General features: G+C 70.8%; 25 protein-coding genes. 13 read left to right on the top strand and 12 right to left on the bottom strand.

What is annotated here, in order from left to right; all coding sequences use genetic code 11:
• Positions 1–62 precede the first annotated feature (62 nt).
• From ligM to RS82_RS09565, 3 genes are all read right to left on the bottom strand, one after another.
• Positions 63–1,469 carry a vanillate/3-O-methylgallate O-demethylase gene (gene ligM / locus RS82_RS09575; protein ID WP_045298694.1) on the bottom strand — a complete coding sequence of 469 codons (1,407 nt, stop codon included), beginning with the start codon at positions 1,467–1,469 and terminating at the stop codon, positions 63–65.
• A 68-nt stretch (positions 1,470–1,537) separates the two neighbouring features.
• A complete protein-coding gene (gene purU / locus RS82_RS09570) occupies positions 1,538–2,413 on the bottom strand; it encodes a formyltetrahydrofolate deformylase (RefSeq protein ID WP_045298773.1) in 876 nt (291 codons plus the stop codon).
• Positions 2,410–3,231, bottom strand: coding sequence for a methylenetetrahydrofolate reductase (locus RS82_RS09565; RefSeq protein ID WP_169748686.1), 822 nt, complete (start codon positions 3,229–3,231; stop codon positions 2,410–2,412). The genes purU and RS82_RS09565 overlap by 4 nt, the downstream gene beginning before the upstream one ends.
• Positions 3,232–3,642: 411 nt before the next feature.
• On the opposite strand from RS82_RS09565, the gene RS82_RS09560 reads away from it, so the two are divergent.
• The 5 genes from RS82_RS09560 (at position 3,643) to RS82_RS09540 (ending at position 8,040) form a co-directional block, all read left to right on the top strand.
• Positions 3,643–4,626, top strand: a complete 984-nt coding sequence (locus tag RS82_RS09560) for an ABC transporter substrate-binding protein (RefSeq protein WP_045298690.1) — start codon at positions 3,643–3,645, stop codon at positions 4,624–4,626.
• A 94-nt stretch (positions 4,627–4,720) separates the two neighbouring features.
• Entirely contained in the window at positions 4,721–5,548 is an 828-nt protein-coding gene (locus tag RS82_RS09555; RefSeq protein WP_084695555.1) for an ABC transporter permease, read from the top strand.
• A complete protein-coding gene (locus RS82_RS09550; RefSeq protein ID WP_045298688.1) occupies positions 5,545–6,369 on the top strand; it encodes an ABC transporter permease in 825 nt (274 codons plus the stop codon). Before RS82_RS09555 ends, RS82_RS09550 begins: the two co-directional genes overlap by 4 nt.
• On the top strand, positions 6,362–7,183 hold the full coding sequence (locus RS82_RS09545; protein WP_045298686.1) for an ABC transporter ATP-binding protein: 822 nt from the start codon (positions 6,362–6,364) through the stop codon (positions 7,181–7,183). Before RS82_RS09550 ends, RS82_RS09545 begins: the two co-directional genes overlap by 8 nt.
• A gap of 2 nt (positions 7,184–7,185) precedes the next feature.
• Entirely contained in the window at positions 7,186–8,040 is an 855-nt protein-coding gene (locus tag RS82_RS09540; protein WP_052676768.1) for a PaaX family transcriptional regulator, read from the top strand.
• A gap of 12 nt (positions 8,041–8,052) precedes the next feature.
• Here RS82_RS09540 and RS82_RS09535 read toward each other — a convergent pair whose 3' ends face one another.
• From RS82_RS09535 to RS82_RS09510, 6 genes are all read right to left on the bottom strand, one after another.
• On the bottom strand, positions 8,053–8,514 hold the full coding sequence (locus RS82_RS09535; protein WP_045298683.1) for a DUF3237 domain-containing protein: 462 nt from the start codon (positions 8,512–8,514) through the stop codon (positions 8,053–8,055).
• Positions 8,511–10,034 (bottom strand): acyl-CoA synthetase, encoded by a 1,524-nt coding sequence (locus RS82_RS09530; RefSeq protein WP_045298681.1) that lies wholly within the window; start codon positions 10,032–10,034, stop codon positions 8,511–8,513. Before RS82_RS09530 ends, RS82_RS09535 begins: the two co-directional genes overlap by 4 nt.
• A gap of 85 nt (positions 10,035–10,119) precedes the next feature.
• Positions 10,120–10,572 carry a MaoC family dehydratase gene (locus tag RS82_RS09525; RefSeq protein WP_045298679.1) on the bottom strand — a complete coding sequence of 151 codons (453 nt, stop codon included), beginning with the start codon at positions 10,570–10,572 and terminating at the stop codon, positions 10,120–10,122.
• A gap of 20 nt (positions 10,573–10,592) precedes the next feature.
• Positions 10,593–11,783: an acyl-CoA dehydrogenase family protein gene (locus tag RS82_RS09520; RefSeq protein WP_045298677.1), complete on the bottom strand. Its 1,191-nt coding sequence runs from the start codon at positions 11,781–11,783 to the stop codon at positions 10,593–10,595.
• A 1-nt stretch (position 11,784) separates the two neighbouring features.
• Positions 11,785–12,669, bottom strand: coding sequence for an amidohydrolase family protein (locus RS82_RS09515; protein WP_045298675.1), 885 nt, complete (start codon positions 12,667–12,669; stop codon positions 11,785–11,787).
• Positions 12,666–13,595 carry an SDR family NAD(P)-dependent oxidoreductase gene (locus RS82_RS09510; protein WP_045298673.1) on the bottom strand — a complete coding sequence of 310 codons (930 nt, stop codon included), beginning with the start codon at positions 13,593–13,595 and terminating at the stop codon, positions 12,666–12,668. Before RS82_RS09510 ends, RS82_RS09515 begins: the two co-directional genes overlap by 4 nt.
• A gap of 93 nt (positions 13,596–13,688) precedes the next feature.
• Here RS82_RS09510 and RS82_RS09505 point away from each other — a divergent pair, with 93 nt between their 5' ends.
• Positions 13,689–14,153 carry a MarR family winged helix-turn-helix transcriptional regulator gene (locus RS82_RS09505; RefSeq protein ID WP_045298671.1) on the top strand — a complete coding sequence of 155 codons (465 nt, stop codon included), beginning with the start codon at positions 13,689–13,691 and terminating at the stop codon, positions 14,151–14,153.
• Positions 14,154–14,177: 24 nt separating this feature from the next.
• Here the strand turns inward: RS82_RS09505 and RS82_RS09500 are convergent, their stop codons facing one another.
• From RS82_RS09500 to RS82_RS09490, 3 genes are all read right to left on the bottom strand, one after another.
• A complete protein-coding gene (locus RS82_RS09500) occupies positions 14,178–15,404 on the bottom strand; it encodes an MFS transporter (RefSeq protein WP_245619571.1) in 1,227 nt (408 codons plus the stop codon).
• Between the two features lie 84 nt (positions 15,405–15,488).
• Positions 15,489–16,673: a 4-hydroxybenzoate 3-monooxygenase gene (locus RS82_RS09495; protein WP_045298665.1), complete on the bottom strand. Its 1,185-nt coding sequence runs from the start codon at positions 16,671–16,673 to the stop codon at positions 15,489–15,491.
• A 238-nt stretch (positions 16,674–16,911) separates the two neighbouring features.
• Positions 16,912–17,664, bottom strand: coding sequence for an IclR family transcriptional regulator (locus RS82_RS09490; protein ID WP_045298663.1), 753 nt, complete (start codon positions 17,662–17,664; stop codon positions 16,912–16,914).
• A gap of 77 nt (positions 17,665–17,741) precedes the next feature.
• Between RS82_RS09490 and RS82_RS09485 the strand changes: the two genes are divergently transcribed.
• The 7 genes from RS82_RS09485 (at position 17,742) to RS82_RS09455 (ending at position 23,129) form a co-directional block, all read left to right on the top strand.
• Positions 17,742–18,500: an IclR family transcriptional regulator gene (locus RS82_RS09485; RefSeq protein ID WP_045298661.1), complete on the top strand. Its 759-nt coding sequence runs from the start codon at positions 17,742–17,744 to the stop codon at positions 18,498–18,500.
• Between the two features lie 72 nt (positions 18,501–18,572).
• Positions 18,573–19,442: a protocatechuate 3,4-dioxygenase subunit beta gene (pcaH, locus tag RS82_RS09480; RefSeq protein WP_045298659.1), complete on the top strand. Its 870-nt coding sequence runs from the start codon at positions 18,573–18,575 to the stop codon at positions 19,440–19,442.
• Entirely contained in the window at positions 19,442–20,017 is a 576-nt protein-coding gene (gene pcaG, locus RS82_RS09475; protein WP_045298657.1) for a protocatechuate 3,4-dioxygenase subunit alpha, read from the top strand. The genes pcaH and pcaG overlap by 1 nt, the downstream gene beginning before the upstream one ends.
• Positions 20,007–21,407, top strand: a complete 1,401-nt coding sequence (locus tag RS82_RS09470) for a lyase family protein (RefSeq protein ID WP_245619570.1) — start codon at positions 20,007–20,009, stop codon at positions 21,405–21,407. Before pcaG ends, RS82_RS09470 begins: the two co-directional genes overlap by 11 nt.
• On the top strand, positions 21,404–22,183 hold the full coding sequence (locus RS82_RS09465; protein WP_045298655.1) for an alpha/beta fold hydrolase: 780 nt from the start codon (positions 21,404–21,406) through the stop codon (positions 22,181–22,183). Before RS82_RS09470 ends, RS82_RS09465 begins: the two co-directional genes overlap by 4 nt.
• The gene (gene pcaC / locus RS82_RS09460) at positions 22,180–22,584 is read left to right on the top strand and encodes a 4-carboxymuconolactone decarboxylase (protein WP_211255898.1); all 405 of its coding nucleotides are present in this window, start codon (positions 22,180–22,182) and stop codon (positions 22,582–22,584) included. The genes RS82_RS09465 and pcaC overlap by 4 nt, the downstream gene beginning before the upstream one ends.
• Before the next feature lie 98 nt (positions 22,585–22,682).
• Positions 22,683–23,129, top strand: a complete 447-nt coding sequence (locus tag RS82_RS09455) for a MarR family winged helix-turn-helix transcriptional regulator (protein ID WP_045298653.1) — start codon at positions 22,683–22,685, stop codon at positions 23,127–23,129.
• Positions 23,130–23,198 lie beyond the last annotated feature (69 nt).

Raw genomic sequence — 23,198 nt, 5'->3', positions numbered from 1 at the left:
GTGGTGGGGGAAACGGGGGGAGGGGACCGCCCGGCCGGACGGGCCCCTCGCGGCCGGACGGGTCAGGCCGGCTGGTACTGCGTGCGCCAGCCGCCGTGATAGGTCTGGCGGGCGACAGTGGAGTACGGCACGGGCGAGACCACGGCGCGCACCTCGAGCTGCTGGTGCGGCTCGACGGAGGCCTTCGTGGTGCCGCCGTTCGGCTCGCCCCACACGACCGTCACCTCGGCGCCCTCGGGCACGTCGGGGTTCACCGTGGCGAGCGAGAGGGCGCGCTTCTCGTTTGCGCTGTAGCCGGTGAACATCGAGAATCCGACGACGTTGCCGTCGGCGTCGGTCACGGAGTCGTAGTTCGCCGAGCCGTAGTTCGCCAGCGGCAGGTCGAAGAACTTGTAGCTGTCGCCCTCGGTGTCCAAGAGCGAAGCGAAGATCTTCGTGACGTCCTCGGCGTTCCAGGCGAGGGTGACCTTCCGGCGCTGGGTCTCGGGGTCGACCTGTTCGAGGGCGTCGCGGCCGATGAAGTCGTGGTCGAACTTCACGAACGAGCCGTACCCGAGCTCCCACGGGGTCAGGTAGTAGTCCGAGATGTCGTCCGACACGAAGGACCCTGCGAGCGTGCCGGTCGCCTCGTAGCTGTCGACGCCGAGCCACTCGCGGTAGCCGCGCTCGGCCTCGCCCGAGTAGATCGCCGGCAGCGGCGAGGGGATCCAGCCCGATTCCAGCGTGTTCGACGGGTACGCCCGCGAGCCGACCGGGACGAGGCCGAACTCGGCGCCCGCCTCGACGATGATGTCGCGCACGCGGTGGTGGTCCTCGTAGGGGCCCCACACCTCGAGGCCGGGGGCGCCGGCCATGCCGTGGCGAAGGGTGCGGACATTCGCGCCGCCGATCTGCATCTCGGACATGCTGAAGAACTTCAGCTGCTCGAGCGGGCCGCCGTTGAGCTTCTCGATGACGTTCCACGCCGCCGGACCCTGGATCTGGAACCGGTAGTACCGGCGGCTGACCGCGTCGCCGTACGGGCGCGAGGGCGAGCGACGGTCGACGGTGATGTCGAGGTCCGAGTACCCGCCGGTCTCGCCGTGGTACAGCAGCCAGTTCGACGCGGGCGCGCGGCCGACGTAGACGTACTCGTCCTCCGCCTCGTGGAAGAGGATGCCGTCACCGATGACATGGCCCGACGCGGTCGTCGGCACATACTGCTTGGCGCGGTTCACCGGGAAGGTCGCGACGGAGTTGATCGCCGTGTCGGAGATCAGCTTGATCGCGTCGGAGCCCTTGAGGAACACATTGTCCATGTGGTGCGACTGGTCGTAGAGCACGGCGGTGTCACGCCACGCGCGCTGTTCCTTGATCCAGTTCTGGAAGTCCGCGGGGACCACCGGGTAGATGTACGAGCCGATCTGCGAGTTGCGCAGCATCTCAACGGCGTTCTGGCCGTCGAGCAGCTCCTGCAGATTCTTCGCCATGGGGAACCTCTCTGTTCATGGGATGGAGTTCAGCGGGACGGATGCCTCGGCGCGAGGCATCCGTTCGATCATGTGAAGACGATGGTGTGGTTGCCGTGACGGATGACGCGGTCCTCGGCGTGCCACTGGACGGCGCGGGAGAGCACCGCGCGCTCGACGTACGCGCCCCGGGCCTGCAGGTCACCGGCCGTCATCGCGTGGGTCACGCGGGCGACGTCCTGCTCGATGATGGGCCCCTCATCGAGGTCTTCGGTGACGTAGTGGCTGGTCGCGCCGATGAGCTTGACGCCTCGTTCCTTCGCCTTGCGGTAGGGCGCCGCGCCGATGAAGGCGGGCAGGAACGAGTGGTGGATGTTGATCACCGGCACCCCCACCTCGTCGAGGAACGAGTCGGAGAGGATCTGCATGTAGCGGGCCAGCACGACGAAGTCGACGTTCCCCTTGAGCAGCTCGACGATCTTCGCCTCGGCGGCGGACTTGTCGGGTCCCTGCGAGGGGACGTGGAAGAACGGGATGCCGAAGCTGCGGACATCCTCGGCGGTGTTGGTGTGGTTCGAGATCACCATCGGGATGGTGACGGGCAGCTCGCCGCGGCGGTGGCGCCACAGCAGCTCGAGCAGGCAGTGGTCGCTGGTGGAGGCGAGGATCGCCATGCGCTTGGGGATGGACTGGTCGGTGATCCGCCACTCCAGGCCCAGCGGGCCGAGCGTCTCGTCGAGATCGGCCTCGATGGCAGGCAGGGCGGCCTGGAGGTCGGGCCGGTGGAACACCACCCGCTGGAAGAACTCGCCGCCCTCGGGGTTGTCGGAGTACTGGTCGAGCGTGACGATGTTGCCTTCGTTGCGGGCGACCAGCGCGGTGACGGCCGCCACGATGCCCGAGCGGTCGGGCCCGTGCACGATCAGGCACGCATGGTCGCGCCGCACATCGAGGTGGGTCGTCATCGACGAGCCCCCGAGGACTGCGCCGCGACGAACTCGCGCGCCCACTGCGAGGTCGCAGCGAGGCCTCCGAACGTGTAGAAGTGCAGCTTCACGTCGCCCGAGCCCGGGTCGTCGGCGAGGAGCGTCGCGAGGTCCGACACGAAGCGGTCGGGTCCGGCCGTGCCCATGAGGTTCGTGAGCGAGAAGCCGTACTTCTTCACGATCATGGCGTTCGCTCCGATGCCGAAGCGGCGGGCGAAGCCGAGCAGCCGCTTGATCCCGGCGGGGCCAGGGGTGCCGATGCGGATCGGCGTGTCGATCCCGCGGGCGCGCACCGCGTCGATCCACGTCATGACAGGATCCGTGTCGAACGCGAACTGCGTCAGGATCACCGCATCCAATCCCTGCTGCGCGAGCGCGAGCGCCTTCTCGTCGAGATGGCTCCACAGCACGTCGTCGGAGATGTCGGGGTGGCCCTCCGGGTAGCCGGCGATCGAGACCTCGCGCACGCCGAACCTCTGGAGCACGCCCGAACGGATCACGGTGAGTGAGTCCGGGTAGGGGCCCTCGGGCTCGGCCGGGTCGCCGCCCACGGCGAAGACGTGCTCGGTGGCGCCGACCTCCTGGAGCCGGCCGAGGAACTCCTCGAGCTCGTCCTGCGAGCGCAGGCGGCGGGCCGAGAGGTGGGGGACCGGCACGAAGCCCATCTCCTTGACCGCCTTGGCGGCCGCGACGCGCATCTCGAGGTCCTCGTTTCCGAGGAACGTCACGTTGATCTTCGTCCCCTGCGGGATCAGCTCGCGCGCCTCTTCGAGTCCGGCGATGTCCTTGCCGGTCATCTCGAGCGAGAAGCCGTTCACGAGCGAGGCGGCTTGCGGGGAGACGGGGATCGAATGAGCCACTGTCGAGGTCCTTTCCTCTGCCGGGATGCGTCGCTGCACCGGCTGGATCCGAGAATACCTATGACCATAGGTAATGGCAATAGGCACGCTGTGCGTGCGCCTCCATCCTGCGGGGCGGCGTGCGTGGCCTCCTGCGCGGCTTCCATTGGCCGGACATCATCGCCTCCGGCTTTCTCGGCATGCGTCGCATTGTTCACGAGTTTCGTGACGGGCGTCACGGAAGCATTGACAATCGATCCGACGTGGCGCACCATGACATGTGTCCGGCACGCCGCGGTGAGGACTCCGACTCTTGGGACGGAACCCGGGCCGCCGGCACAACCCGCATCTGCCACGAGAGGCCCGTCAATGAAGAAGAGTCTTGCCACCATCGGCGTGCTCGCCGCCGCCGCGATCGCGCTGAGCGGCTGCACCGATTCCGCCGCCGGCCCGTCCTCGAGCCCGACCGACGACAGCGCGTCGGGCGAGCTCACCGCCGTCCGCGTCGCCGCTCTCCCCATCGCCGAGACCGGCGCGCTGTGGGCCGCGATCGACGAGGGCATCTTCGAAGACCACGGCCTCGAGGTCGAGGTGGTCCCCGCGCAGGGCGGCGCCAACGCCATCCCGGCGCTCATCAGCGGCGACATCCAGTTCGCCATCGGCCAGCCGTTCGGTCCGATCCGCGCCGACCAGCAGGATCTCGGCGTCGTGATCGTCGGCAACTACGCGAACAGCCTCGCCGACGGCGACGACGTCAACGCCGTCGTCGCGCTCGGCGACTCCGGCATCATGCGCCCCGCCGACCTCGCCGGCAAGAAGGTGTCGGTCAACACGATCGGCGCCGCCGGCGACCTCACGATCCGCAAGGCCGTGGCGGACGACGGCGGCGACCCCTCGACGATCGAGTTCGTCGAGGTCGCCTTCCCCGACGTGCCGGCGCAGCTCGAGGCGGGCACGATGGATGCCGCGTGGGCGCCTGACCCGTTCCGGGGGATGATCCTCGGCGAGGGCGGTGTCTCGGTCGTGCAGCCGTACCAGGCGACCATCCCGGGGCTGTCGGTGCTCACGAACATCACGACGCAGGCGCTCCTCGATGAGGACCCCGACCTCGTCGCAGCGTACTCGGCGGCGATGGCGGAGGCGCTCGAGTGGGCCTCCGGCAACGAGGAGGCCGTGCGTGCCGCGATCGCGACGAACCTCGAGATCCCCGAGGAGGCGGCGGCGGGCATCACCCTCCCGACCTTCACGTGGGACCTCGCCGACGCCGGCATCGAGGACCTCGGCGCGCTGGCCGTCGAGTACGCGTACATCGACACCGAACCCGACTACGACCGCCTGCTCCAGCAGCAGTAGCCACGCGACGAGAGGGTGACGGATGCCTCGCCCCGAGGCATCCGTCGTCCTCCCGCCCTCTTTCTCCTTCATCCGCATCGTCGATCGGATTCACATGGCCACCGCCGCCGCCGTGCCCGCCCCCGTGAGGCGGAGCCCGCGACAGCTGCGCACGCTGCGAAAGCTCGCGCTCGGCGTCGCCGGCATCCTCGGATTCCTGGTGACGTGGCAACTGCTGCCCACCTTGGGCCTCGTCGACCCGCGCTACTTCCCTACGGCGACGGAGACCCTCGCCCAGCTCGGGCAGGAGATGCGCGACCTGGAGTTCTGGCGCAACGTCGGGCGCACGCTGACGGCCTGGGGCATCGGCCTCGTGATCGCGACGGTGCTCGCCACGGTGCTCGGCACCGTCATCGGGCTCGTGCCGTTCCTGCGTCGCGCGACCCACACCACCGTCGAGTTCCTGCGGCCGATTCCGTCGGTCGCCCTCATTCCGCTCGCGGTGCTGCTGTACGGCTACCAGCTGCAGGCCGCGCTCATCATCATCGTGTTCGCGAGCTTCTGGCAGGTCTTCATCCAGGTCCTCTACGGCGTAGCCGATGTCGACGCCGTCGCCCGCGACACCGCGCGCAGCTTCGGGCTGTCGCGCGGCTCGCGCATCGTGAACCTCGTGCTCCCCACGGCCCTCCCGTATCTCATGACCGGCCTGCGCCTGGCTGCTGCGGTCGCGCTGATCCTCGCGATCACGGCGGAGATGTTCATCGGAAACCCGGGACTCGGTCGTGAGATCGTGTTCGCGCAGTCGGCGGGCAACTGGCCGGTCGTCTATGCGCTCGTGATCGTCACGGGCCTGCTGGGGCTGCTCATCAACCTGGTGTTCCGCGCGATCGAGCGCCGCTCCCTGGCGTGGCATCAATCGGTGCGAGGAGAGGAAGTGTTGTGACCCTCTACACGAGCACCGTCGTCACGCCCCGCCCCCGCTCGCGCGTCTGGGCGAAGATCGGCGAGAACACGGCGTACGCGATCGGTCTGCCGCTCATCCTCGTGGTGATCTGGGGGATCTGGGCGACCGTCGCCCCGGCGCAGTTCTTCCCCTCGCCCGCTGAGCTCCTCGAGGCGTTCGTCGACACGTGGATCGGGCCGGCTTTCGTCACCGACGTGCTGCCCAGCCTCGGTCGTCTCGCCATCGGCATCGTGCTCTCGATCGTGGTCGGCGTCGTCGCAGGCACGCTGATCGGCCTGAACCGCTGGCTGCGGGAGCTGCTCGAGCCGATGCTCGAGTTCTTCCGTGCCGTGCCGCCGCCCGTGCTCCTTCCGATCGCGGTCGTGCTGATGGGGCCGACGGACGCCATGAAGATCGTGGTGATCGTGATCGGGTCGGTGTGGCCGATCCTCCTCAACACGATCGAGGGCGTGCGCTCCACCGATTCGGTCATGACCGAGACGGCCCGTTCGTTCGCGCTGACGCGAGGGGAGCGGCTGCGCTATCTGGTGCTGCCCGCGGCGAGCCCTCGCATCATGGCCGGCGTACGCCAATCGCTGTCGATCGCGCTGATCCTCATGGTCATCTCCGAGCTCGGCTACTCGTCGTCGGGTCTCGGCTATCAGATCGTCTTCTTCCAGCGCAATTACCTCATCGCCGAGATGTGGAGCGGCATCCTGCTGCTCGGCCTCATCGGTATCCTGCTCGCGGCGATCTTCGGTCTCGTCGAGCGACGCGTGCTGCGCTGGTATCACGGAATCAAGGAGGTGGAGCGTGCCTGACTCGCTTCGAACAGCACAGACGCTCTTGAACGTCGAGCACCTGCGCAAGGTCTACGAGTCGTCGACCGGGAACGTCGAGGCGATCGGCGACATCGGATTCCGGATGGATGCCGGTGAGTTGGTGTGCATCGTCGGCCCCTCGGGGTGCGGCAAGACGACGCTGCTGAAGTGCATCGCGGGACTGCTCAAGCCGACGTCGGGCGTCGTGGAGCTCGGCGGGCGGCGGGTCACCGCTCCGCCGCCGAACATGGCCTTGGTCTTCCAGGAGTACGGGCGCAGCCTGTACCCGTGGCTGACGGTGCGCGGCAACGTCGAGCTGCCCCTCAAGCACAAGAAGCTGTCGCGCACCGACCGCGATCGTCTCATCGACGATGCGCTCGTCGCGGTGGGCCTCGACCATGCCGCCAAGAGCTATCCGTGGCAGCTGTCCGGGGGCATGCAGCAGCGCGTGGCGATCGCGCGCGCTGTGGCCTACCAGCCCGAGGTGCTCATCATGGACGAGCCGTTCGCCGCCGTCGACGCGCAGACGCGCGCCGACCTCGAGGATCTGGTGCGGGCGCTGCACCGCGAGCGCGGCATGTCGATCCTGTTCGTCACGCACGACATCGACGAGTCGGTGTACCTCGGCGAGCGTGTCATCGTGCTGTCGAAGTCTCCCACGTGGGTGCAGGAGGACCTCGCGATCGACCTCGCGCCCGAGCGCGACCAGATCACGACGCGGGCGCTGCCCCGGTTCACCGAGCTGCGCACGCACGTGTACGAGCAGATTCAGCGCGCGAAGCGCGGCGAGGCCGTCCGACCGGAGGCCGCGTGAGCGTGGCTAACGTACGCGCGACATCGCCGGCGGCGGGAGCGTCGCTCCTCGAGACGTCGGTGCTGACGCGCAAGCCGCGGCAGCTGCTGCTGGCGTTCTTCGGCGAGTTCGTGTGCGACCGCTACTTCGAGCCGTTACGGGCCAGCGTGCTGATCGGCACGCTCGAGAGTGCGGGCGTTGCCGCCTCGGCGGTGCGGACCAACCTCGATCGCATGGTCGAGAGCGGACTCCTCGAGCGCCGGCGTCTCGGGCGTGAGATCGGATTCGAGCTGACATCGCACGGCAGCGAGGTGCTGCGCGAGGCGTCCGGCCGCGTCAACGGCCCGGCTCCGTTCGAGCCGCAGGGCGAGGGCTGGACCCTCGTGACCTTCACCGTTCCCGAGCACCTGCGCGACCTCCGGCACCGGCTGCGCGCGACACTCACCTGGTCGGGGTTCGCAGTGCTGCGCGACGGACTGTGGATCGCGCCCGGTTCGGTGGACTTGGCCGCTGCGCTCGAGGCGATCATCCCGGAGCTGCCCCCGGCATCCGTCAATGCCTTCTCGGCGACGGAGCTCGCCGGCTTCCCGATGGCCGAGACGGTGCGCGTCGCCTGGGACATCGAGGGCATCCGCGCCGCCCACGACGAGTTCATCGAGCACTGGGAGGGGGAGGACGCCGCCGCCGACCTGCCTGCCGTCACGGCGCGGACGCTCCTCGTGGCCGACTGGCTCGCACTGCTGCGCGCCGACCCGCGGCTGCCGCGGCAGTACATGGGCGATGACTGGCCCGCCGACCGCTCCGCCGAGCTCTTCACCCGGCGGCACCGGGAGTTCGCCTTCCCGGCCGTTCGCGATTTCGCGGGACTCGTCGACTGAGACCCGGCCGCGCTAGGTCACGCGGTAGGCCACGTACTGCACGCGGTGCGCCTCGCGGATGTACGAGGCGAGATAGACCGACCGTTCGAACTCGGGATGCGCGGCCGACTCGAGCGTGAGCGCGGCGCGGAAGTAGTAGTCGGCGGGATCGACGTCCTCGCCGCGCAGGAGCGCGTCGAGCACCGCCGGGTCGCCGCTGCGCACACCCCGGGCGCGGATGTAGAGAAGCGACCCGTCGTCGCCGCGCGCGCTGTAGCGCCCGTCGATCTCGACCGATCCATCGGCGCGAACGGTCTGCCAGTCGGCGCCGCCGGAGAGGATCGTGCCGGTGAAGTCGCCGGTGATCGTGCCGCCGACCACCGGGATGACGCGGCGGTGGCCGGCACGCGTCATGCCGTGGTCCTCGAGCGGGCCGAGGTCGGCGACGACCTCGAACGCGCGTTCCAGCGAAGGCACCGGCGGTTCGTGCGTCATCGGCTCTCCCCGTAGCGGGCGCGGAGGTCCGCCTTGCGCACCTTGCCCGAGGCGGTGCGGGGCAGATCCTCGACGACGACGACGTTCTTGGGCAGCTTGTAGCGCGCGAGCAGGCCGTCGAGGTGCGCGCGGACGATCTCGGTGTCGACTTCGGCGCCCTCGCGGAGTGTGACGACGGCCCACGGGACCTCCCCCCAGCGCTCGTCGGGAACGCCGACGACGGCCACGCCCGAGATGCCCTCGATGTCGGCGATGAGGTTCTCGACCTCGGCGGGGTAGATGTTCTCGCCTCCCGAGATGATCATGTCCTTCAGCCGATCTGAGATGTAGAGGTAGCCGTCGGCGTCGAGGTAGCCGAGATCGCCCGAGCGGAACCATCCGTCCGCGGTGAAGGCGGATGCGCTGGCCTCGGGCAGTCCGTGGTACCCGAGGAAGACGTTGGGACCCGCGACCTCGATCTCACCCACGGTCCCCCGCGGCACGACGTCGCCGTGCTCATCGGTGATGCGGACTTCGGTGAAGAAGTGAGGCAGTCCCACGCTGCCCTGCTTCACTCGGGTCATCGCGGGCGAGAGCGATGTCGCGCCGGGGGAGGTCTCGGTCATGCCGTACCCCTGCGAGAACGACAGTCCCCGCTCCTCGTATGCGTTGAGGATGCGGGTGGGCACGGCGGACCCGCCGCAGGTGAGCTTGCGCAGGGTCGAGAGGTCGGTGGACGCCCACGAGGGGTGGTCGGCCATCAGCTGGTAGGTCGTCGGGACGCCGCTGAGCATCGTGATGCCGCGCTCCTGGATGAGCGCCAGCGCGCGGCCCGGCTCGAAGCCCTTCTCGAGCACCAGCGTCGCGCCCTTCAGGAGCACCGGAAGCGCGCCCATGCCGAGTGAGGCGACGTGGAAGAGCGGCGAGATCATGAGCGACACGTCGGTCGAGACCACGTCGTAGTCGACGATGCAGTTGAGCGCGACCCACGTGAGGTTGCCGTGGGTGAGCACGGCGCCCTTCGGCCTGCCGGTGGTGCCCGACGTGTAGACGATGGCGGCCGGGTCGTCGAGGTCGACGTCGGCGACGGTGTGGCCGCCGGGTGCGGTGGCGGTGAGCCGCGCGAGACCGGGGTGCTCGGCAAGGCCCTCGCCCGTGACGATGACGTGAGCGATCCGGCCGGCTTCCACGCCCGGCATCGCCCGCTCGAGGAACTCCGGGTCGAGCACCACGGCCCGCGCCGCGGAGTCGACCAGCAGGTGCTGCACCTCGGGGGCGGCCAGACGGGTGTTGACCGGCACGAACACCGCCCCGAGCTGCGCGGCGCCGAACATCACCTCGAGGAACTGCGGGCTGTTCTCGCCGATGTACGCGACGGCGTCGCCGCGACGGATGCCGCGGTGCCAGAGCACGGCGGCGACGCGGTCGGCGGCGTCCGCCAGCTCTCGGTACGTCAGCTCGTGGTCGCCGAAGACGACGGCGGTCTTGTCGGGGTCCTTCAGGCGCCGTTTCGCGAGCCAGAACCCGATCCCCTTGTGCATCGTTGCGGTGTCCTCTCCCTCGAGGAGTCTGTCGGGTCCTCGAGCCGGTCGAAGGGCGCTTCGACCAGCTCGGCGACCGCGGAGGTCAGGCGTAGAAGCGGTAGAGGCCGCGTGCGACGAGGGCGGGCTTGCCCCCGCCCTCGATCTCGATGGTCTGGTCGACGGCGAACTGGTAGCCGCCGGGGATCTCCGTGACCTCGGCGATGACGGCCCCGCCGCGCACGCGCGCGCCGACCTTCACCGGCGACACGAACCTCACCTTGTCGAGGCCGTAGTTGACCCGCGTGGTCACGCCGGTGACATCGAACAGCTCGGACCAGAACTTCACGGTCAGCGACAGCGACAGGAAGCCGTGCGCGATGGCGCCGCCGAACGGGCCCTCGGCCGCGCGCTCGGGGTCGACGTGGATCCACTGGTGGTCGTCGGTGGCGTCGGCGAAGAGGTTCACGCGCTCCTGCGTGACCTCGAGCCACTCGGTCCAGCCGAGATCGGTCCCGGCGAGTCCTGCGACGCCGGCGTAGTCGACGGTGGTGGTCATGGGTTCTCCTTCGATGGGTTTCAGGTGAAGGCCGAGGCGCCCGTGAGGGCGCGGCCGACGATGAGGGCGTTGATCTCGTGCGTGCCCTCGTACGAGTACACGGCTTCGGCGTCGGCGAAGAAGCGGGCGGCGTCGTGCTCCAGCAGGATGCCGTTGCCGCCGAGCACCTCCCGCCCGAGCGCGACGGTCTCGCGCGCGAGGCGGGCCGTCTGCAGCTTGGCGAGCGCGGAGTTCTCGTCGGCGTACTCGCCGCGGTCCTGCCGCAGCGACAGCTGCACGACCATCGACAGCGAGGCGACGACGTTGCCGAGCATGCGCGCGAGCTTCTCCTGCACGAGCTGGAACCCGCCGACAGGCCGCTCGAACTGGTGCCGCTCGCGCACGTAGCGCACCGCCGCGTCGAGCGCACCCGCCTGGAGTCCGGCGGCGATCCACGCGACGTCCGATCGCATCGCCCGCAGGATCCGCGCCACGTCGCGCCAGCCGTTGACGTTCTGGAGGCGGGACGCGTCGGAGACCCGCACGCCGTCGAGCGTGATCACGGCGTTCTGCATGGGGCGCAGGGCGATCTTGCCGCCGATCGCCTCGAGTCGCACGCCGGCCGCACCGGTGGGCGCCAGGAACGCCTTGACCGCGTGGTCGTCGACGTCGCGGGCGAACACGACGAGCACATCGGATGCCGCGGCCCCGCCGATCCACTTCTTTCGGCCATCGAGCACCCACGCGTCGCCTTCGCGGCGCGCGGTGGTGGCGAGTCCGCCTGCGATGTCGGACCCATGCTCGGGCTCGGTCAGCGCGAAGACGCCCTTCAGGTCGAAGCTGCGCACGCGCGGATCCAGCTCCTCCGCTTGCGCGGGCGACCCGCCGAGCCCGATCGAGGTGCGGAAGAGACCCGACTGCGCGTTGTAGAGCGTCGCCACCGACACGTCGGTGCGTGCCAGCACGTAGTTGCGGAACCCGGAGTACACACTCGACGCCGCCTCCGCGGCATCCACCCCCGCCGGCTGCATGAGGTCGAGTGGGATGAGGGCTTCCAGCACCTCGCGCGGCATGGTCGCGGTCTCCCACGCCTCCGCGAGGAGCGGACGGATGCTGCTCTCCAGCGTCTGCTGCAGACCCCCGAGCGCCGCCCGCGCGGCGGGGCTCAGATGCGCGGCCGCGATCGCGTACGGGTCGAACCCGAATGTCGCATCCGCCTCGAGCGCGGGCATGTCAGCCCGCCAGTCCCAGCAGCCGCGCCGCGTTGTCCTTCAGGATGCCGGGCATGACCTCGGGCTTGAGGGCGGTCTGCTCCGCGTCGCGGAGCCAGCGGTCGGGGGTGAGCAGCGGGAAGTCCGATCCGAACAGCACCCGGCTCCTGAGGTACGAGTTCGCGGCGCGCACGAGCGACTCGGGGAAGTACTTCGGGCTCCAGCCCGACAGGTCGATCCACGTGTTGTGCTTGTGGGTCGCGACGGAGAGGGCCTCGTCCTGCCAGGGCACCGACGGGTGGGCCATGATGATCTGCAGCTCGGGGAAGCGGGCCGCGACCGGGTCGAGCAGCATGGGGTTCGACAAGGCCAACAGCAGGCCGCGCCCGCCGGGCAGGCCCGCGCCGATGCCGGTCTGACCGGTGTGGAAGAGCGCGACGACTCCGGCGTCCTGCAGGGTCTCGTACAGCGGGGAGTGCGCGGGGTCGGACGGATCGAAGCCCTGCACCGTGGGGTGGAACTTGAAGCCCCGCACGCCGTGGTCCTCGATGAGGCGGCGGGCGTCGTCGACGGCAGTCGGCACGAGCGGGTCCACCGAGCCGAAGGGGATGAGCACGTCGTTGTTGCGCGCGGCACCCTCGGCGATGTCGGCGCTGGAGATGGGCGCGTGCCCGAAGTTCGTGCGTGCGTCGACGGTGAAGACGACGGCCGCCATGCGGCGCTCGCGGTAGTAAGCGGCCACGCCGTCGAGGTCGGGGTTCGGCCCGTCGGAGCTGAAGTACTTCGCCGCGGCGTCGCGCAGGTCATCGGGCAGCGACGAGTGCCCGTGGTGGTCGACCTCGATGTGCACGTGCACGTCGATCGCGGTGATCGCGTCGAGGTCGATCGCGGGTTCGTAGCGGGTCACGAGCGCTGCAGCTCCTCGGGCAGCGGCGGGAACTTCTCGCCCACCGACTGGAGGGGGCCCGCCGCGTCGGCGAAACCGGTCGCGAGGTCGTCGTACGACCAGCCGCCGTCGCGGTAGGCGGTGGCGACGGCGTCGGGGTGCGACCACAGCTGAAGGCGGTCGCCGCCGATGCCGATGGCCTGACCGGTGACGGCGGCCGCGGCATCCGATGCGAGGAAGGCGATGAGTCCCGCGACGTCCTCCGACGTGCCGAACCCGAGGTCGTGGCGGAAGAACGCGGGCATCGGCTCGCCCGCAGCGTCGGCCTCGACAGCGGCGGCGAAGTAGGGCACGGTCGCGGTCATCGCCGTTGCGGCGACAGGGATCACGGCGTTCGCGGTGATGCCGGCCCGCTTCAGCTCGAGCGCCCAGGTGCGCACCATGCCGACGATGCCGGCCTTGGCTGCCGCGTAGTTGGTCTGGCCGAAGTTGCCGCGCTGGCCGGTGGGGGAGCCGATGCAGATGATGCGGCCGGCGACTTCGTTCTCGCGCATCCAGCTCGCGGCTTCGCGCACGCAGGTGAACGTGCCGCGCAGGTGCACGTTGATGACGGTGTCGAAGTCGTCGTCGCTCATCTTCCACAGCACGGTGTCACGCAGGACGCCCGCGTTCGTGACGAGGATGTCGAGCCCGCCGAACGTGTCGACAGCGGTGCGGACCAGCTCCTGCGCCGTCGCGGTGGGGCCGACCGGCAGGGCCACGGCGACCGCGCGGCCGCCTTCCGCCTCGATGGTGGCGACCGCCTCGGCGGCGGTGGCCTCGTCGACGTCGTTGACCACGACGGCGGCGCCCTGGCGAGCGAGTTCCTGGGCGTAGGCGAGGCCGAGGCCGCGGCCCGAGCCGGTGACGATGGCGACCTTGCCGTCGAGCGGTGCGTGCGATGACATGCGTGAACTCCTTCGTGTCGGATCCATTGAAGACCCAACTGTTGAGAAAGTCAATCATTCCGTTCATCCATGAATTGGACTACCATCTTGGGCATGCCCCACACCGCTGACCCCATCGCCCCGGAGGGGCTGCGGGCGTCGGTGCTGACCGACGACGTGAGCTTCCTGCTCGCGCGTGCGAACGCCGTCGCGCTCGCCGCGGGCAACGCCGCGCTCGCCGAGCACGGGCTGAAGGCGCGCTCGTACTCGGTGCTGGTGCTGACGTCGGGCGAGGCCAGGCCGTCGCAGCGTGAGCTCGCCGAGTTCCTCCGGCTCGACCCGAGCCAGGTCGTCAGCCTCGTGGACGAGCTTCAGTCGCGCGGCCTCGTCGAACGCAAGCCCGATCCGGCGGACCGGCGCGCCAACGTCGTCGTCGCGACCGACGCCGGGCAGGCACTCGTCGGCCAGGCGCGGGAGTCGGCCCGGGCGGCCGAAGAGCGCGTGCACGCCGACCTGTCGGAATCGGAACGCGCGACGCTCGCCACGCTGCTGCGCGCGGTCGCCTTCCCGTCCGACTGACGGCGACCCGCGGCATCCGTCCGGCTAGCGACGTTCGAGCACGTACCGATCGCGACCGGCGAACATGCCTACCACCGTGAGTGCGACGAGCACCGCGAGCACGAGCGCGAGGGACGCCGTCCAGCCGCCGGTGACGCTGTGCAGGGCGCCGAAGGCGACCGGGCCGAGCGCGGCGATGACGTAGCCGACCGACTGCGACATCCCCGACAGGGCCGCCGACGTGTCGTGGTCGCGGGCGCGCTGGGCCATGAGCGTGAGTGACATCGCGAGCGTCGCGCCACCCGTCAGTCCGATGAGGGAGCCCCACACCAGCACGCCGTCGGGCGCGATCATGAGGCCCGCGACGCCGACGACCGCGAGCGACGGGATGAGCGCCGGCGCCCAGCGCTCGAGTCCGCCGCGCACTGCCAGTGGGAGCAGCAAGCACCCGGCGAGAGAGAACAGCTGGTAGACCATGACGTCGACCCCGGCCACGACCTCGGAGCGTCCGATCGACATCGAGAGCGGGGCGAGCCAGGTCACGAACATATAGAACATGGATGCCTGCAGGCCCATGTATCCGGCGACCAGCCAGGCGATCGGGTCGCGCCAGATGCCGGTGCGCCCGCGCGGTGCCGCGGAGCGGTCGTGCGTGCGGGCTGCCCCGCGGTGCGCCCGCCACCACGCGACGATCGCGAAGGGCAGGAGTGCCCCGCCCGTGACGAGCAGCGCGAAGCGCCAGCCCGCCGGATCCCCGCCGACCTCGATGTGCGAGATCGGCACGACCACACCCGACGAGACGGCGCCGAGCCCGGCGAGCAGCGCGGTGTAGACCGCGGTGACGGCGGGGACGTGGCCGGAGAACTCGCGCTTGACCACGGCGGGCATGAGCACGTTGACGATGGCGATCCCGATGCCGATGATGGCCGTGCCGATCCACAGGCTCACCACCGGGCCCGGGATCGAGCGCACGAGCGTGCCGACGAGCAGCACCAGCAGTGAACAGAGGAGAACCCGCGGCTGGCCGAAGCGGCGGCTCAGGTCGTGCGCGAGCGGCGAGAACAGCGCCCACGCGACGAGCGGCACCGCGGCGAGCAGGCCCAGCGCCGAGACCGACATGCCGGTGTCGGCGCCGATCTGGTCGAGCAGCGGCCCGAGGCCCGTGATCGCCGGCCGCATGTTCGCCGCGACCAGGCACACGCCCGCGAGGAGCATCAGGGCAGAGGCGGTGCGCGACGGCTCGGGCGGTGCGGTCCGGGGCGGTGAGGCCATAGGCACCGGACTATAGCCGAGGCCGGGGCCGCAGCATCCGTTCATTCCCGTTCAGCGGCAATGCCGCGGGCGCGCAGTTCCCCGTCAGGCGAGGCCCTCGAGCGGCCAGCCGGTGTACGCCTCGGCGAGGAAGCGGCGACCGGCTTCGGATTCGACGACCGAGCGCAGCTCGCCGAGTTGGCGCAGGCGGTCGAAATCCGAGGCGTCGGGTGCGACGTGGAGCATGTTGGTCATCCACCATGAGAAGTGCTGGGCCTTCCAGATTCGGTGCAGCGCCTTCTCGGGGAACGCCTCGATGAGGCGGTCGTCGTTGTCGAGGAGGAGGGCGCGCAGCGCTCGTTCGAGAACGAGCACATCGGCGACGGCGAGGTTCATGCCCTTCGCGCCGGTCGGCGGAACGGTGTGCGCGGCGTCGCCGATCAGTGCGACGCGGCCGTTCAGCAGCTCGTGGGCGACGAAGCTGCGGAACCGCAGCACGTCGCGCTGGAAGATCGGGCCCTCCTTGAGCGTCGTTCCGGGCACCCGCTTCTGCAGCTCCTCCCACAGCTGCTCCTCGCTGAGGGCGTTCGGGTCGGCGTTCGGGTCGCACTGGAAGTACATGCGCTGCACCGTGGCGCTGCGCTGGCTGATGAGCGCGAACCCGCCGGGCGAGTTGCTGTAGATGAGCTCCTCGGCGCTCGGCGGCGCCTCGCACAGGATCCCGAACCACGCGAACGGGTACTCGCGGAAGTAGCCGCCGGTCGACGAACCCGTGACCGCCTCGCGCGCGACGCTGCGCGAGCCGTCGGCGCCGACGACGAACTCGGCCTCGATCTCGAGGGGCGCGCCGTCGGCGTCGGTCGCGATGACGCGGGGGCGATCGGATGCCGCGTCCTCGACCCGCACGGCGGTCACGCCGAAGCGGAGGTCCTGGCCCTTGGCGAGGCGCACCGCGATGAGGTCCTTGAGGGCCTCGTGCTGCGGGTACAGCCAGACGCCGCGGCCGACGAGGTCGGCGAAGTCGATGCGGTGGCCGGCGCCGGCGAAGCGCAGCTCGATGCCGTCGTGGCGGTTGCCGACGGTGCGGACGCGGCTGGACGCGCCCGACGAGTCCAGCACCTCGACGGTCCCCTGCTCGAGGATCCCGGCGCGGATCGTGGTCTCGATCTCTTCGCGCGAGCGCTGGTCGATGACGACCGACTCGATGCCGGCGATGCCCAGCAGGTGCGACAGCAGGAGCCCGGCCGGGCCGGCGCCGATGATGGCGACGCGGGTGCGGATCGTGGACATGGACGTCTCCTTCGACGTTCGGAACGGATGCCTCGCCCCAGTGTGAGCCCGCCGTGCGCGGCGTGGTCGAGATTCCCGTTGAACGGGCACACCGCCGCGGCGGTCATCCCCGCATCGGCTCGTCCCATGCCGGATGACGTTCCTGCGCGGAAACGCTCCTGGGGATAAGGACCCCGACCCTTGTCCTTATCCGCAGGAGCCCGCGAACGGGCATGAGCGGATGCGGCACCACCGGCGCTCAGCGGCGGTCGGCCCGCAGGTCGGCCTCGATCCCGGCCGCCGCCTCCCGCAGCGCCTGGATCGCCGGCTCAGGGTCCGTCTCGCGGGGAAGCACGACCGACAGCGCCGCGACCACTTCGCCGGCGTCGCGGATCGGCACGGCCACGCCCGTCGACACGGCCTCTATCGAGCCGGGCGCCACCACCACCCCGGCACGGCGCACCTCGGCGAGCAGGCGGCGCAGGCGCGCGGCATCCGTCACCGTCTCGGGAGCGAGGGGGCGCAGCGAACCGGCGAGCACCCGCTCGCGCAGGGCGGACGGGGCATGGGCGAGCAGGACGAGGCCCGACGACGAGGCGTGCAGCGGAAGGCGCCCGGCGATCCGGGTGATGTTGGCGCCCGCATCGGGGTGGGAGAGGCGCTCGAGGAAGAGTGCCTCGTCCTGCTCGAGCACGGCGAGCTGGGTGTGCTCGCGGATGCGCGCCTGCACCTGCTCCATGTGGGGCAGTGCGGCCTGGCGGAGTCGCAGTGCCGTCGAGCCGCGGAGGGCCAGCTCCCACAGGCGCATGCCGAGGTGCACGCGGCGGTCCTCGTCGCGTTCGAGGAGGCCTGCGTCGACGAGCTCGTCGACGATCCGGTGCGCGGTCGACGAGGGCAGTCCCGCGCGGCGGCCGATGTCGGCCGCGGACTGCATCGAACGCTCGGCGGTGAACGTCTCGAGCACCCGCACGATGCGCTCGGTCATCGAGTCGCCGGAGGGCGAGTTGGCCATGCGCCCACTCTGCCATTGCGGCGAGGCTCGACGCTGTCCCGCAGCGTGGGGCGGGTAACGTCGCACGAGGAGGATCCATGGCGGAGGGCGAAGGCGTGCTCGAGCGCACGCTGCGCGTGCTCGGCTGCTTCACCGACGACGAGCCGGCGGTCACCGCGACGACGCTCGCGGCGCGCACCGGGCTCGCGTCATCCACGCTGCACCGCCTGCTCGCGACCCTCGTCGCCGAAGGCCTCCTCACGCGCGGGCCGGGCCACACCTATGCCATCGGTCCGCGGCTCTGGGAGCTCGGCGAGCTCTCGCCCCTGTCGCTGCGCCTGCGCGAGACGGCGCTGCCCCATATGGTGCGGCTGTACGAGGCGACCGGCGAGAACGTGCACCTCGCGGTGCTCGACGGAGCGGCGCCCGCGACGACGACCGCCCTGTACGTCGGGCGCCTCACCGGACGCCAGTCGATCCCGACGCTGAGTCGCATGGGCGGGCGCGGGCCGCTGCACACGACGGGCGTCGGCAAGGCGCTGCTCGCGACGCGCGACGAGGCCTGGCTGCGGCAGTACTTCGACGCTCCGCTCGAACGGGAGACCGTGAACTCGATCACGTCCGAGCAGGAGCTCCGCGCCGATATCGCACGCACGAGGGCGCTCGGGTATGCGACGACGCGCGAGGAGATGACCCTCGGCAACGTCTCCGTCGCTGCCGCGCTGCCGCGCGTCGAGGGCCTGCCGCCGGTCGCGCTCGGGCTCGTCGTGCACCTCGCGCGTGCCGACGAACGGCGCCTGGGGCCGCTCGTCGTGCAGGCCGCGAAGGACCTCCACCACGACCTCCGTTCCCACTGAGTGGGATTCCGCGGCGTCGAGTCCACGCGGGAGTGCGACCCTGGGACGACCCGAGTCGTCGAAGGAGACCTCATGACACAGGCCCAGCCCGATACCCAGGGCGAGGAGGCGTTCTCGTCGTCGGTGGTGCTCGAGCAGACGGCGGCGGCCCCCGAGTCGCTGCTGGCCTCGCCCGACCAGCTCACCCAGCGCGAGATCACGCAGGAGATCGTCGACTACCACGCCGCCGCCGCACGGCGTGAGGCGGCGGGGGAGCGGCTCAACATGAGCTTGCACGACTTCCCGCCGTACCGGTCCAGCCTGCTGCGCCACCCGACCAAGAACCCGAAGCTCGTCGACCCCGAGACGATCGAGCTGTGGTCGCCGGCCTTCGGCCAGCGCGACGTCGCGGCCATCGAGTCCGACCTGACGCTGCAGCACATCGGCGAGCCGCAGGGCGAGCGCATGACCGTCGAGGGCCGTGTGCTCGACTCGTGGGGGCGTCCCGTCGCCAATCAGCTCGTCGAGATCTGGCAGGCCAACGCCGCGGGCCGTTACATCCACCAGCGGGATCAGCATCCCGCCCCGCTCGACCCGAACTTCACCGGCGCGGGCCGCATCGTCACCGACGACGACGGGTTCTACAAGTTCACGACGATCAAGCCCGGCGCCTACCCGTGGAAGAACCACGTCAACGCGTGGCGGCCGGCGCACATCCACTTCTCGATCTTCGGCTCGGGCTTCACGCAGCGCCTCGTGACGCAGATGTACTTCCCGGGCGACCCGCTGTTCCCGCTCGACCCGATCTACAACACCATCTGGCGTCAGAAGGACCGCGACCGCCTGATCGGCCAGTACGACCACGACCTGTCGGTGCCCGAGTTCTCAATGGGCTACCGCTTCGACATCGTCGTCGACGGCCCCGACGCGACCTGGTTCGAGCCCGAAGAAGGAGAGCACTGATGGCCCGCTCCGCCCGCGATCTCGGCCCGAAGACCCACGAGGCCACCGGCGGGCAGACCGTCGGTCCGTTCTTCGCCTTCGGTCTGGACTACGAGAAGAAGCACCAGGTGGTGTTCCCGCACAGCCCGGGCTCGGTCGTGCTCGGCGGCACGGTGTTCGACGGCGCCGGCAACCCGATCCCCGATGCGGTCATCGAGATCTGGAGCGCCGACGAGAACGGCCGGATCCCGCGCGCCCACGGCGCCTTCCACCGCGACGACCACTCGTTCACGGGCTTCGGCCGGGCGGCGACGACCGACGTCGGCCGCTACGAGTTCTGGACCCGCAACCCGGGCCCGATCGACGGCGGCGCGCCGTTCTACTCGGTCATCGTGTTCGCGCGCGGCCTTCCCGACAAGCTCGTCACGCGGATCTACCTGCCCGAGCCCGAGGAGCTCCTCGCCGCCGACCCGCTGCTGTCCTCGCTCGAGGAGGACGAGCGCGCTACGCTCATCGCGACGCGCCTGCCGGACGGCAACCTGCACCACGACATCCACCTGCAGGGCGAGAAGGAGACCGTGTTCCTTGCCTTCTGACCGTGACCGGCCCCCGCTCGATGAGGGCCTGCTCTCGCCCGTGACCGTCGGTCACGACGAGACGGTGACGGATGCCGCGTACCTCGACGCCCTCGTGACGGCCGAGGTCGCGCTGGCGCGGGCCTACCGCGAGGTCGGCCTCGCGCCCGATGAGGCGGTCGACGAGATCGAGACGGAGTTCGGCTGGCAGGGCGCGCTCCGCGGTTGCCGCGACCACGGTGTCGACGGCACGGCGCTGGCCGCCTCGGCCGTCGCCGGCGGCAACCCGGTGATCCCGCTCGTCGTGCGCCTCAGGGAGCGCGTCGGAGCCGACGCGCGGGTCTGGGTGCACCGCGGCGCGACCAGCCAGGACATCGTCGACACCGCGGCTATGGTGGTCGCCCGGGCGGCGACGAGCCGGATCGTCGCGGCGCTCGTGCACGCCGAGGTGTCGCTGCGCTCGCTCGCCCGTTCGCGTCGCGACGAGGTCGCGGCGGCGCGCACGCTGACGCAGCACGCCGTGCCGACGACCGTCGGCCTGCGCGCGGCCGGGTGGCTGCGCGCCGTCGAGCGTGCGAAGGAGCGCGTCGAAGAAGCGCAGCAGCGGCTGCCGGCACAGCTCGGCGGCGCCGCGGGAACGCTGGCGTCCTTCACCGAGATCGCCGGGCCGGAGGCCGCCGCCGCGCTTCCCGCCGCCTTCGCGCACGAACTCGGACTCGCCGCACCCGACGCCCCGTGGCACACGAGCCGCTGGCCGGTCACCGAGCTGGGCGACGCCCTGGTGCAGGCGATCGACGCCGTCGGCAAGATCGCCACCGACGTCGCCACCCTCAGCCGTACCGAGGTCGGCGAGCTCGCGGAGGGCGCCGGCGGCGGATCCTCGGCGATGCCGCAGAAGCGCAACCCCGCGGCATCCGTCCTCATCCGCTCGGCCGCGCTGCGCGCCCCCCAGCTCGGGGTGACACTGCACCTCGCGTCGGCCCTCGCCGCAGACGAGCGCCCCGACGGCGCGTGGCATGCGGAGTGGCCGACGCTGCGGGAGCTGCTGCGCCTCGCACTCGGCGCGACCGCGCACGCTGCGTCGCTCGTGGCCGGCCTGCACGTCGACACCGCCGCCGTCGCCCGCAACCTCGAGGCCACCGGGGGGCTCATCGTCTCGGAGCGCCTCTCGATCGTGCTCGGACCCGCACTGGGTGCGGCGCGCGTGTCGGAGCTCGTGACCGAGGCCGCCGCGGGAGGCGACCTGGCAGGTCTCCTTGCGGCGTCGCCCGACGTCGCCGCCATCGCGCGCGAGCGCGACACGACTCCCGAGGCTTTCGTCGCCGACCTTCTCGACCCCGCCCGCTACACCGGAATCGCCGGCCGCCTCGTCGACGAGGCCGCCGCACGCACCGCAGAGGAGGACGCGTGACCGTCCCCGCCATCTCCCTCACCGACCCCGTCGGCCCCTCACACGCGCCGCTGCTCCTGCTCGGGCCGTCGCTCGGCACGTCGACGCTGCTGTGGGACCGCGTGGTCCCGGCGCTCGCCGAGCACTACCGCGTCGCCCTGTGGGATCTGCCCGGCCACGGCGCCGCGCCCGCGTCGACCGACCGGTTCTCGATCGCCGAGCTCGCCGACGCGGTCGCGACCGCCGTCGACGGGCCCTTCCTCTACGCCGGGGTCTCGCTCGGAGGCGCCGTCGGGCTCGAGCTGCTGCTGCGCCACGGTGACCGCATCGCCGCCGCGGCGATCCTGTGCTCGGGCGCGAAGATCGGCACGCCGGAGGGCTGGCACGAGCGGGCGGCCCAGGTGCGCGCGCAGAGCACCTCGAGCCTCATCATCGGTTCGGCGCAGCGCTGGTTCGCGCCGGGCTCGATCGAGCGCGATCCCGATCTCACCGGGCGGCTCCTCCACGTGCTGCAGAACACCCACGACGAGAGCTACGCCCGCTGCTGCGAGGCGCTCGCCGTCTTCGACGCGCGCGACCGGCTGGGCGAGATCGCCACGCCGGTGCTCGCGGTGTGGGGCGATCACGACGCGGTCACGCCCGAGGCATCCGCTCGCGAGATCGCCGCAGGTGTGCAGCACGGCGAGGCGATCGGGATCCCGGATGCCTCGCACCTGGCGCCCGCGGACTCCCCGGCGCAAACCGCCGCGGTGCTGCGGGGGTTCTTCGACACGGTCGCCGCGGAGCGTGCCGCGTGAGCCGCCCGGACGGCGAGGGCCTCACCGACGAGGAGCGGTACGACCAGGGCATGGTCGTGCGCCGCGAGGTGCTGTCGGACGCCCACGTCGACCGCGCGATCGCGGGCACCACTGAGCTGACCGCCGACTTCCAGGACTTCATCACCCGCGTCGCGTGGGGCGACATCTGGTCGCGCCCCGGCCTCGACCGCCGGTCGCGGTCGGTCGCGGTGCTCACGGCGCTCATCGCGCTCGGGCACCACGAGGAGCTCGCGATGCACCTGCGCGCGGCGCTGCGCAACGGCCTCACCGTCGACGAGATCAAGGAAGTGATCCTCCAGGCGGGCCTGTACTGCGGCGTTCCCGCCGCCAACACCGCGTTCCGCATCGCGAAGGACGTGTTCGCCGAGGCCTCCTCTTAGGTGGCGCAACACGCGCGATGTCGCGGGGGATGCCGCGACTTGGCGTAGGCGGCGGCGCAACCCCGTAGTCTTCATCGCATGACGGACCCGGGGACCGCATGACGGCCGAGCACGCGCCGCGCATCCTCTACCAGGTGAAGCAGGTCGAATTGGCCGTCCGCGGGCGGCTCGACGCCGTGGTCCGCCCGCACGGCATCACCGTCACCCAGTACACCGCGCTCACGGTGCTGGAGCAGCATCCGGAGATGAGTTCCGCGCAGCTCGCACGGCATGCGTTCGTGTCGGCCCAGGCGATGGAGGGGATCGTCCGCGCGCTCGAGGGGGCCGGGCTCATCGAACGGGCGCGCGACCCGCAGAACCGACGTCGCATGACGATCTCGCTCACTCCGGCCGGCGTGGCGCTGCTGGCGGCGTGCCGAGACGATGTGGATCGCATCGAGGGCGAAGCCTTCGCGAGCCTGTCCGCGCAGCAGCGGGGTCAGCTCGGCCGCTGGCTGCAGGAGGCGCGAAGAGCATTGGAGCAGCCCGCGGCACCTGTTGACTGATCATCAGGAAAGTTGATAATTGGTCCCAGCGCCGTCGATGACGACGGCGCCACTGTCGACGACGACAAC

The sequence above is a fragment of the Microbacterium trichothecenolyticum genome (genome assembly GCF_000956465.1).
Taxonomy (GTDB): Bacteria; Actinomycetota; Actinomycetes; order Actinomycetales; family Microbacteriaceae; genus Microbacterium; species Microbacterium trichothecenolyticum.
This window is presented reverse-complemented; position numbering and strand designations above follow the sequence as displayed.

Coding starts and splice junctions, on each gene's coding strand:
- ligM (WP_045298694.1), bottom strand. CDS start 1,469: ATGGCGAAGAATCTGCAGGAGCTGCTCGACGGCCAGAACGCCGTTGAG.
- purU (WP_045298773.1), bottom strand. CDS start 2,413: ATGACGACCCACCTCGATGTGCGGCGCGACCATGCGTGCCTGATCGTG.
- RS82_RS09565 (WP_169748686.1), bottom strand. CDS start 3,231: ATGACCGGCAAGGACATCGCCGGACTCGAAGAGGCGCGCGAGCTGATC.
- RS82_RS09560 (WP_045298690.1), top strand. CDS start 3,643: ATGAAGAAGAGTCTTGCCACCATCGGCGTGCTCGCCGCCGCCGCGATC.
- RS82_RS09555 (WP_084695555.1), top strand. CDS start 4,721: ATGGCCACCGCCGCCGCCGTGCCCGCCCCCGTGAGGCGGAGCCCGCGA.
- RS82_RS09535 (WP_045298683.1), bottom strand. CDS start 8,514: ATGACGCACGAACCGCCGGTGCCTTCGCTGGAACGCGCGTTCGAGGTC.
- RS82_RS09530 (WP_045298681.1), bottom strand. CDS start 10,034: ATGCACAAGGGGATCGGGTTCTGGCTCGCGAAACGGCGCCTGAAGGAC.
- RS82_RS09525 (WP_045298679.1), bottom strand. CDS start 10,572: ATGACCACCACCGTCGACTACGCCGGCGTCGCAGGACTCGCCGGGACC.
- RS82_RS09520 (WP_045298677.1), bottom strand. CDS start 11,783: ATGCCCGCGCTCGAGGCGGATGCGACATTCGGGTTCGACCCGTACGCG.
- RS82_RS09510 (WP_045298673.1), bottom strand. CDS start 13,595: ATGTCATCGCACGCACCGCTCGACGGCAAGGTCGCCATCGTCACCGGC.
- RS82_RS09505 (WP_045298671.1), top strand. CDS start 13,689: ATGCCCCACACCGCTGACCCCATCGCCCCGGAGGGGCTGCGGGCGTCG.
- RS82_RS09500 (WP_245619571.1), bottom strand. CDS start 15,404: ATGGCCTCACCGCCCCGGACCGCACCGCCCGAGCCGTCGCGCACCGCC.
- RS82_RS09495 (WP_045298665.1), bottom strand. CDS start 16,673: ATGTCCACGATCCGCACCCGCGTCGCCATCATCGGCGCCGGCCCGGCC.
- RS82_RS09490 (WP_045298663.1), bottom strand. CDS start 17,664: ATGGCCAACTCGCCCTCCGGCGACTCGATGACCGAGCGCATCGTGCGG.
- RS82_RS09485 (WP_045298661.1), top strand. CDS start 17,742: ATGGCGGAGGGCGAAGGCGTGCTCGAGCGCACGCTGCGCGTGCTCGGC.
- pcaH (WP_045298659.1), top strand. CDS start 18,573: ATGACACAGGCCCAGCCCGATACCCAGGGCGAGGAGGCGTTCTCGTCG.
- pcaG (WP_045298657.1), top strand. CDS start 19,442: ATGGCCCGCTCCGCCCGCGATCTCGGCCCGAAGACCCACGAGGCCACC.
- RS82_RS09455 (WP_045298653.1), top strand. CDS start 22,683: ATGACGGCCGAGCACGCGCCGCGCATCCTCTACCAGGTGAAGCAGGTC.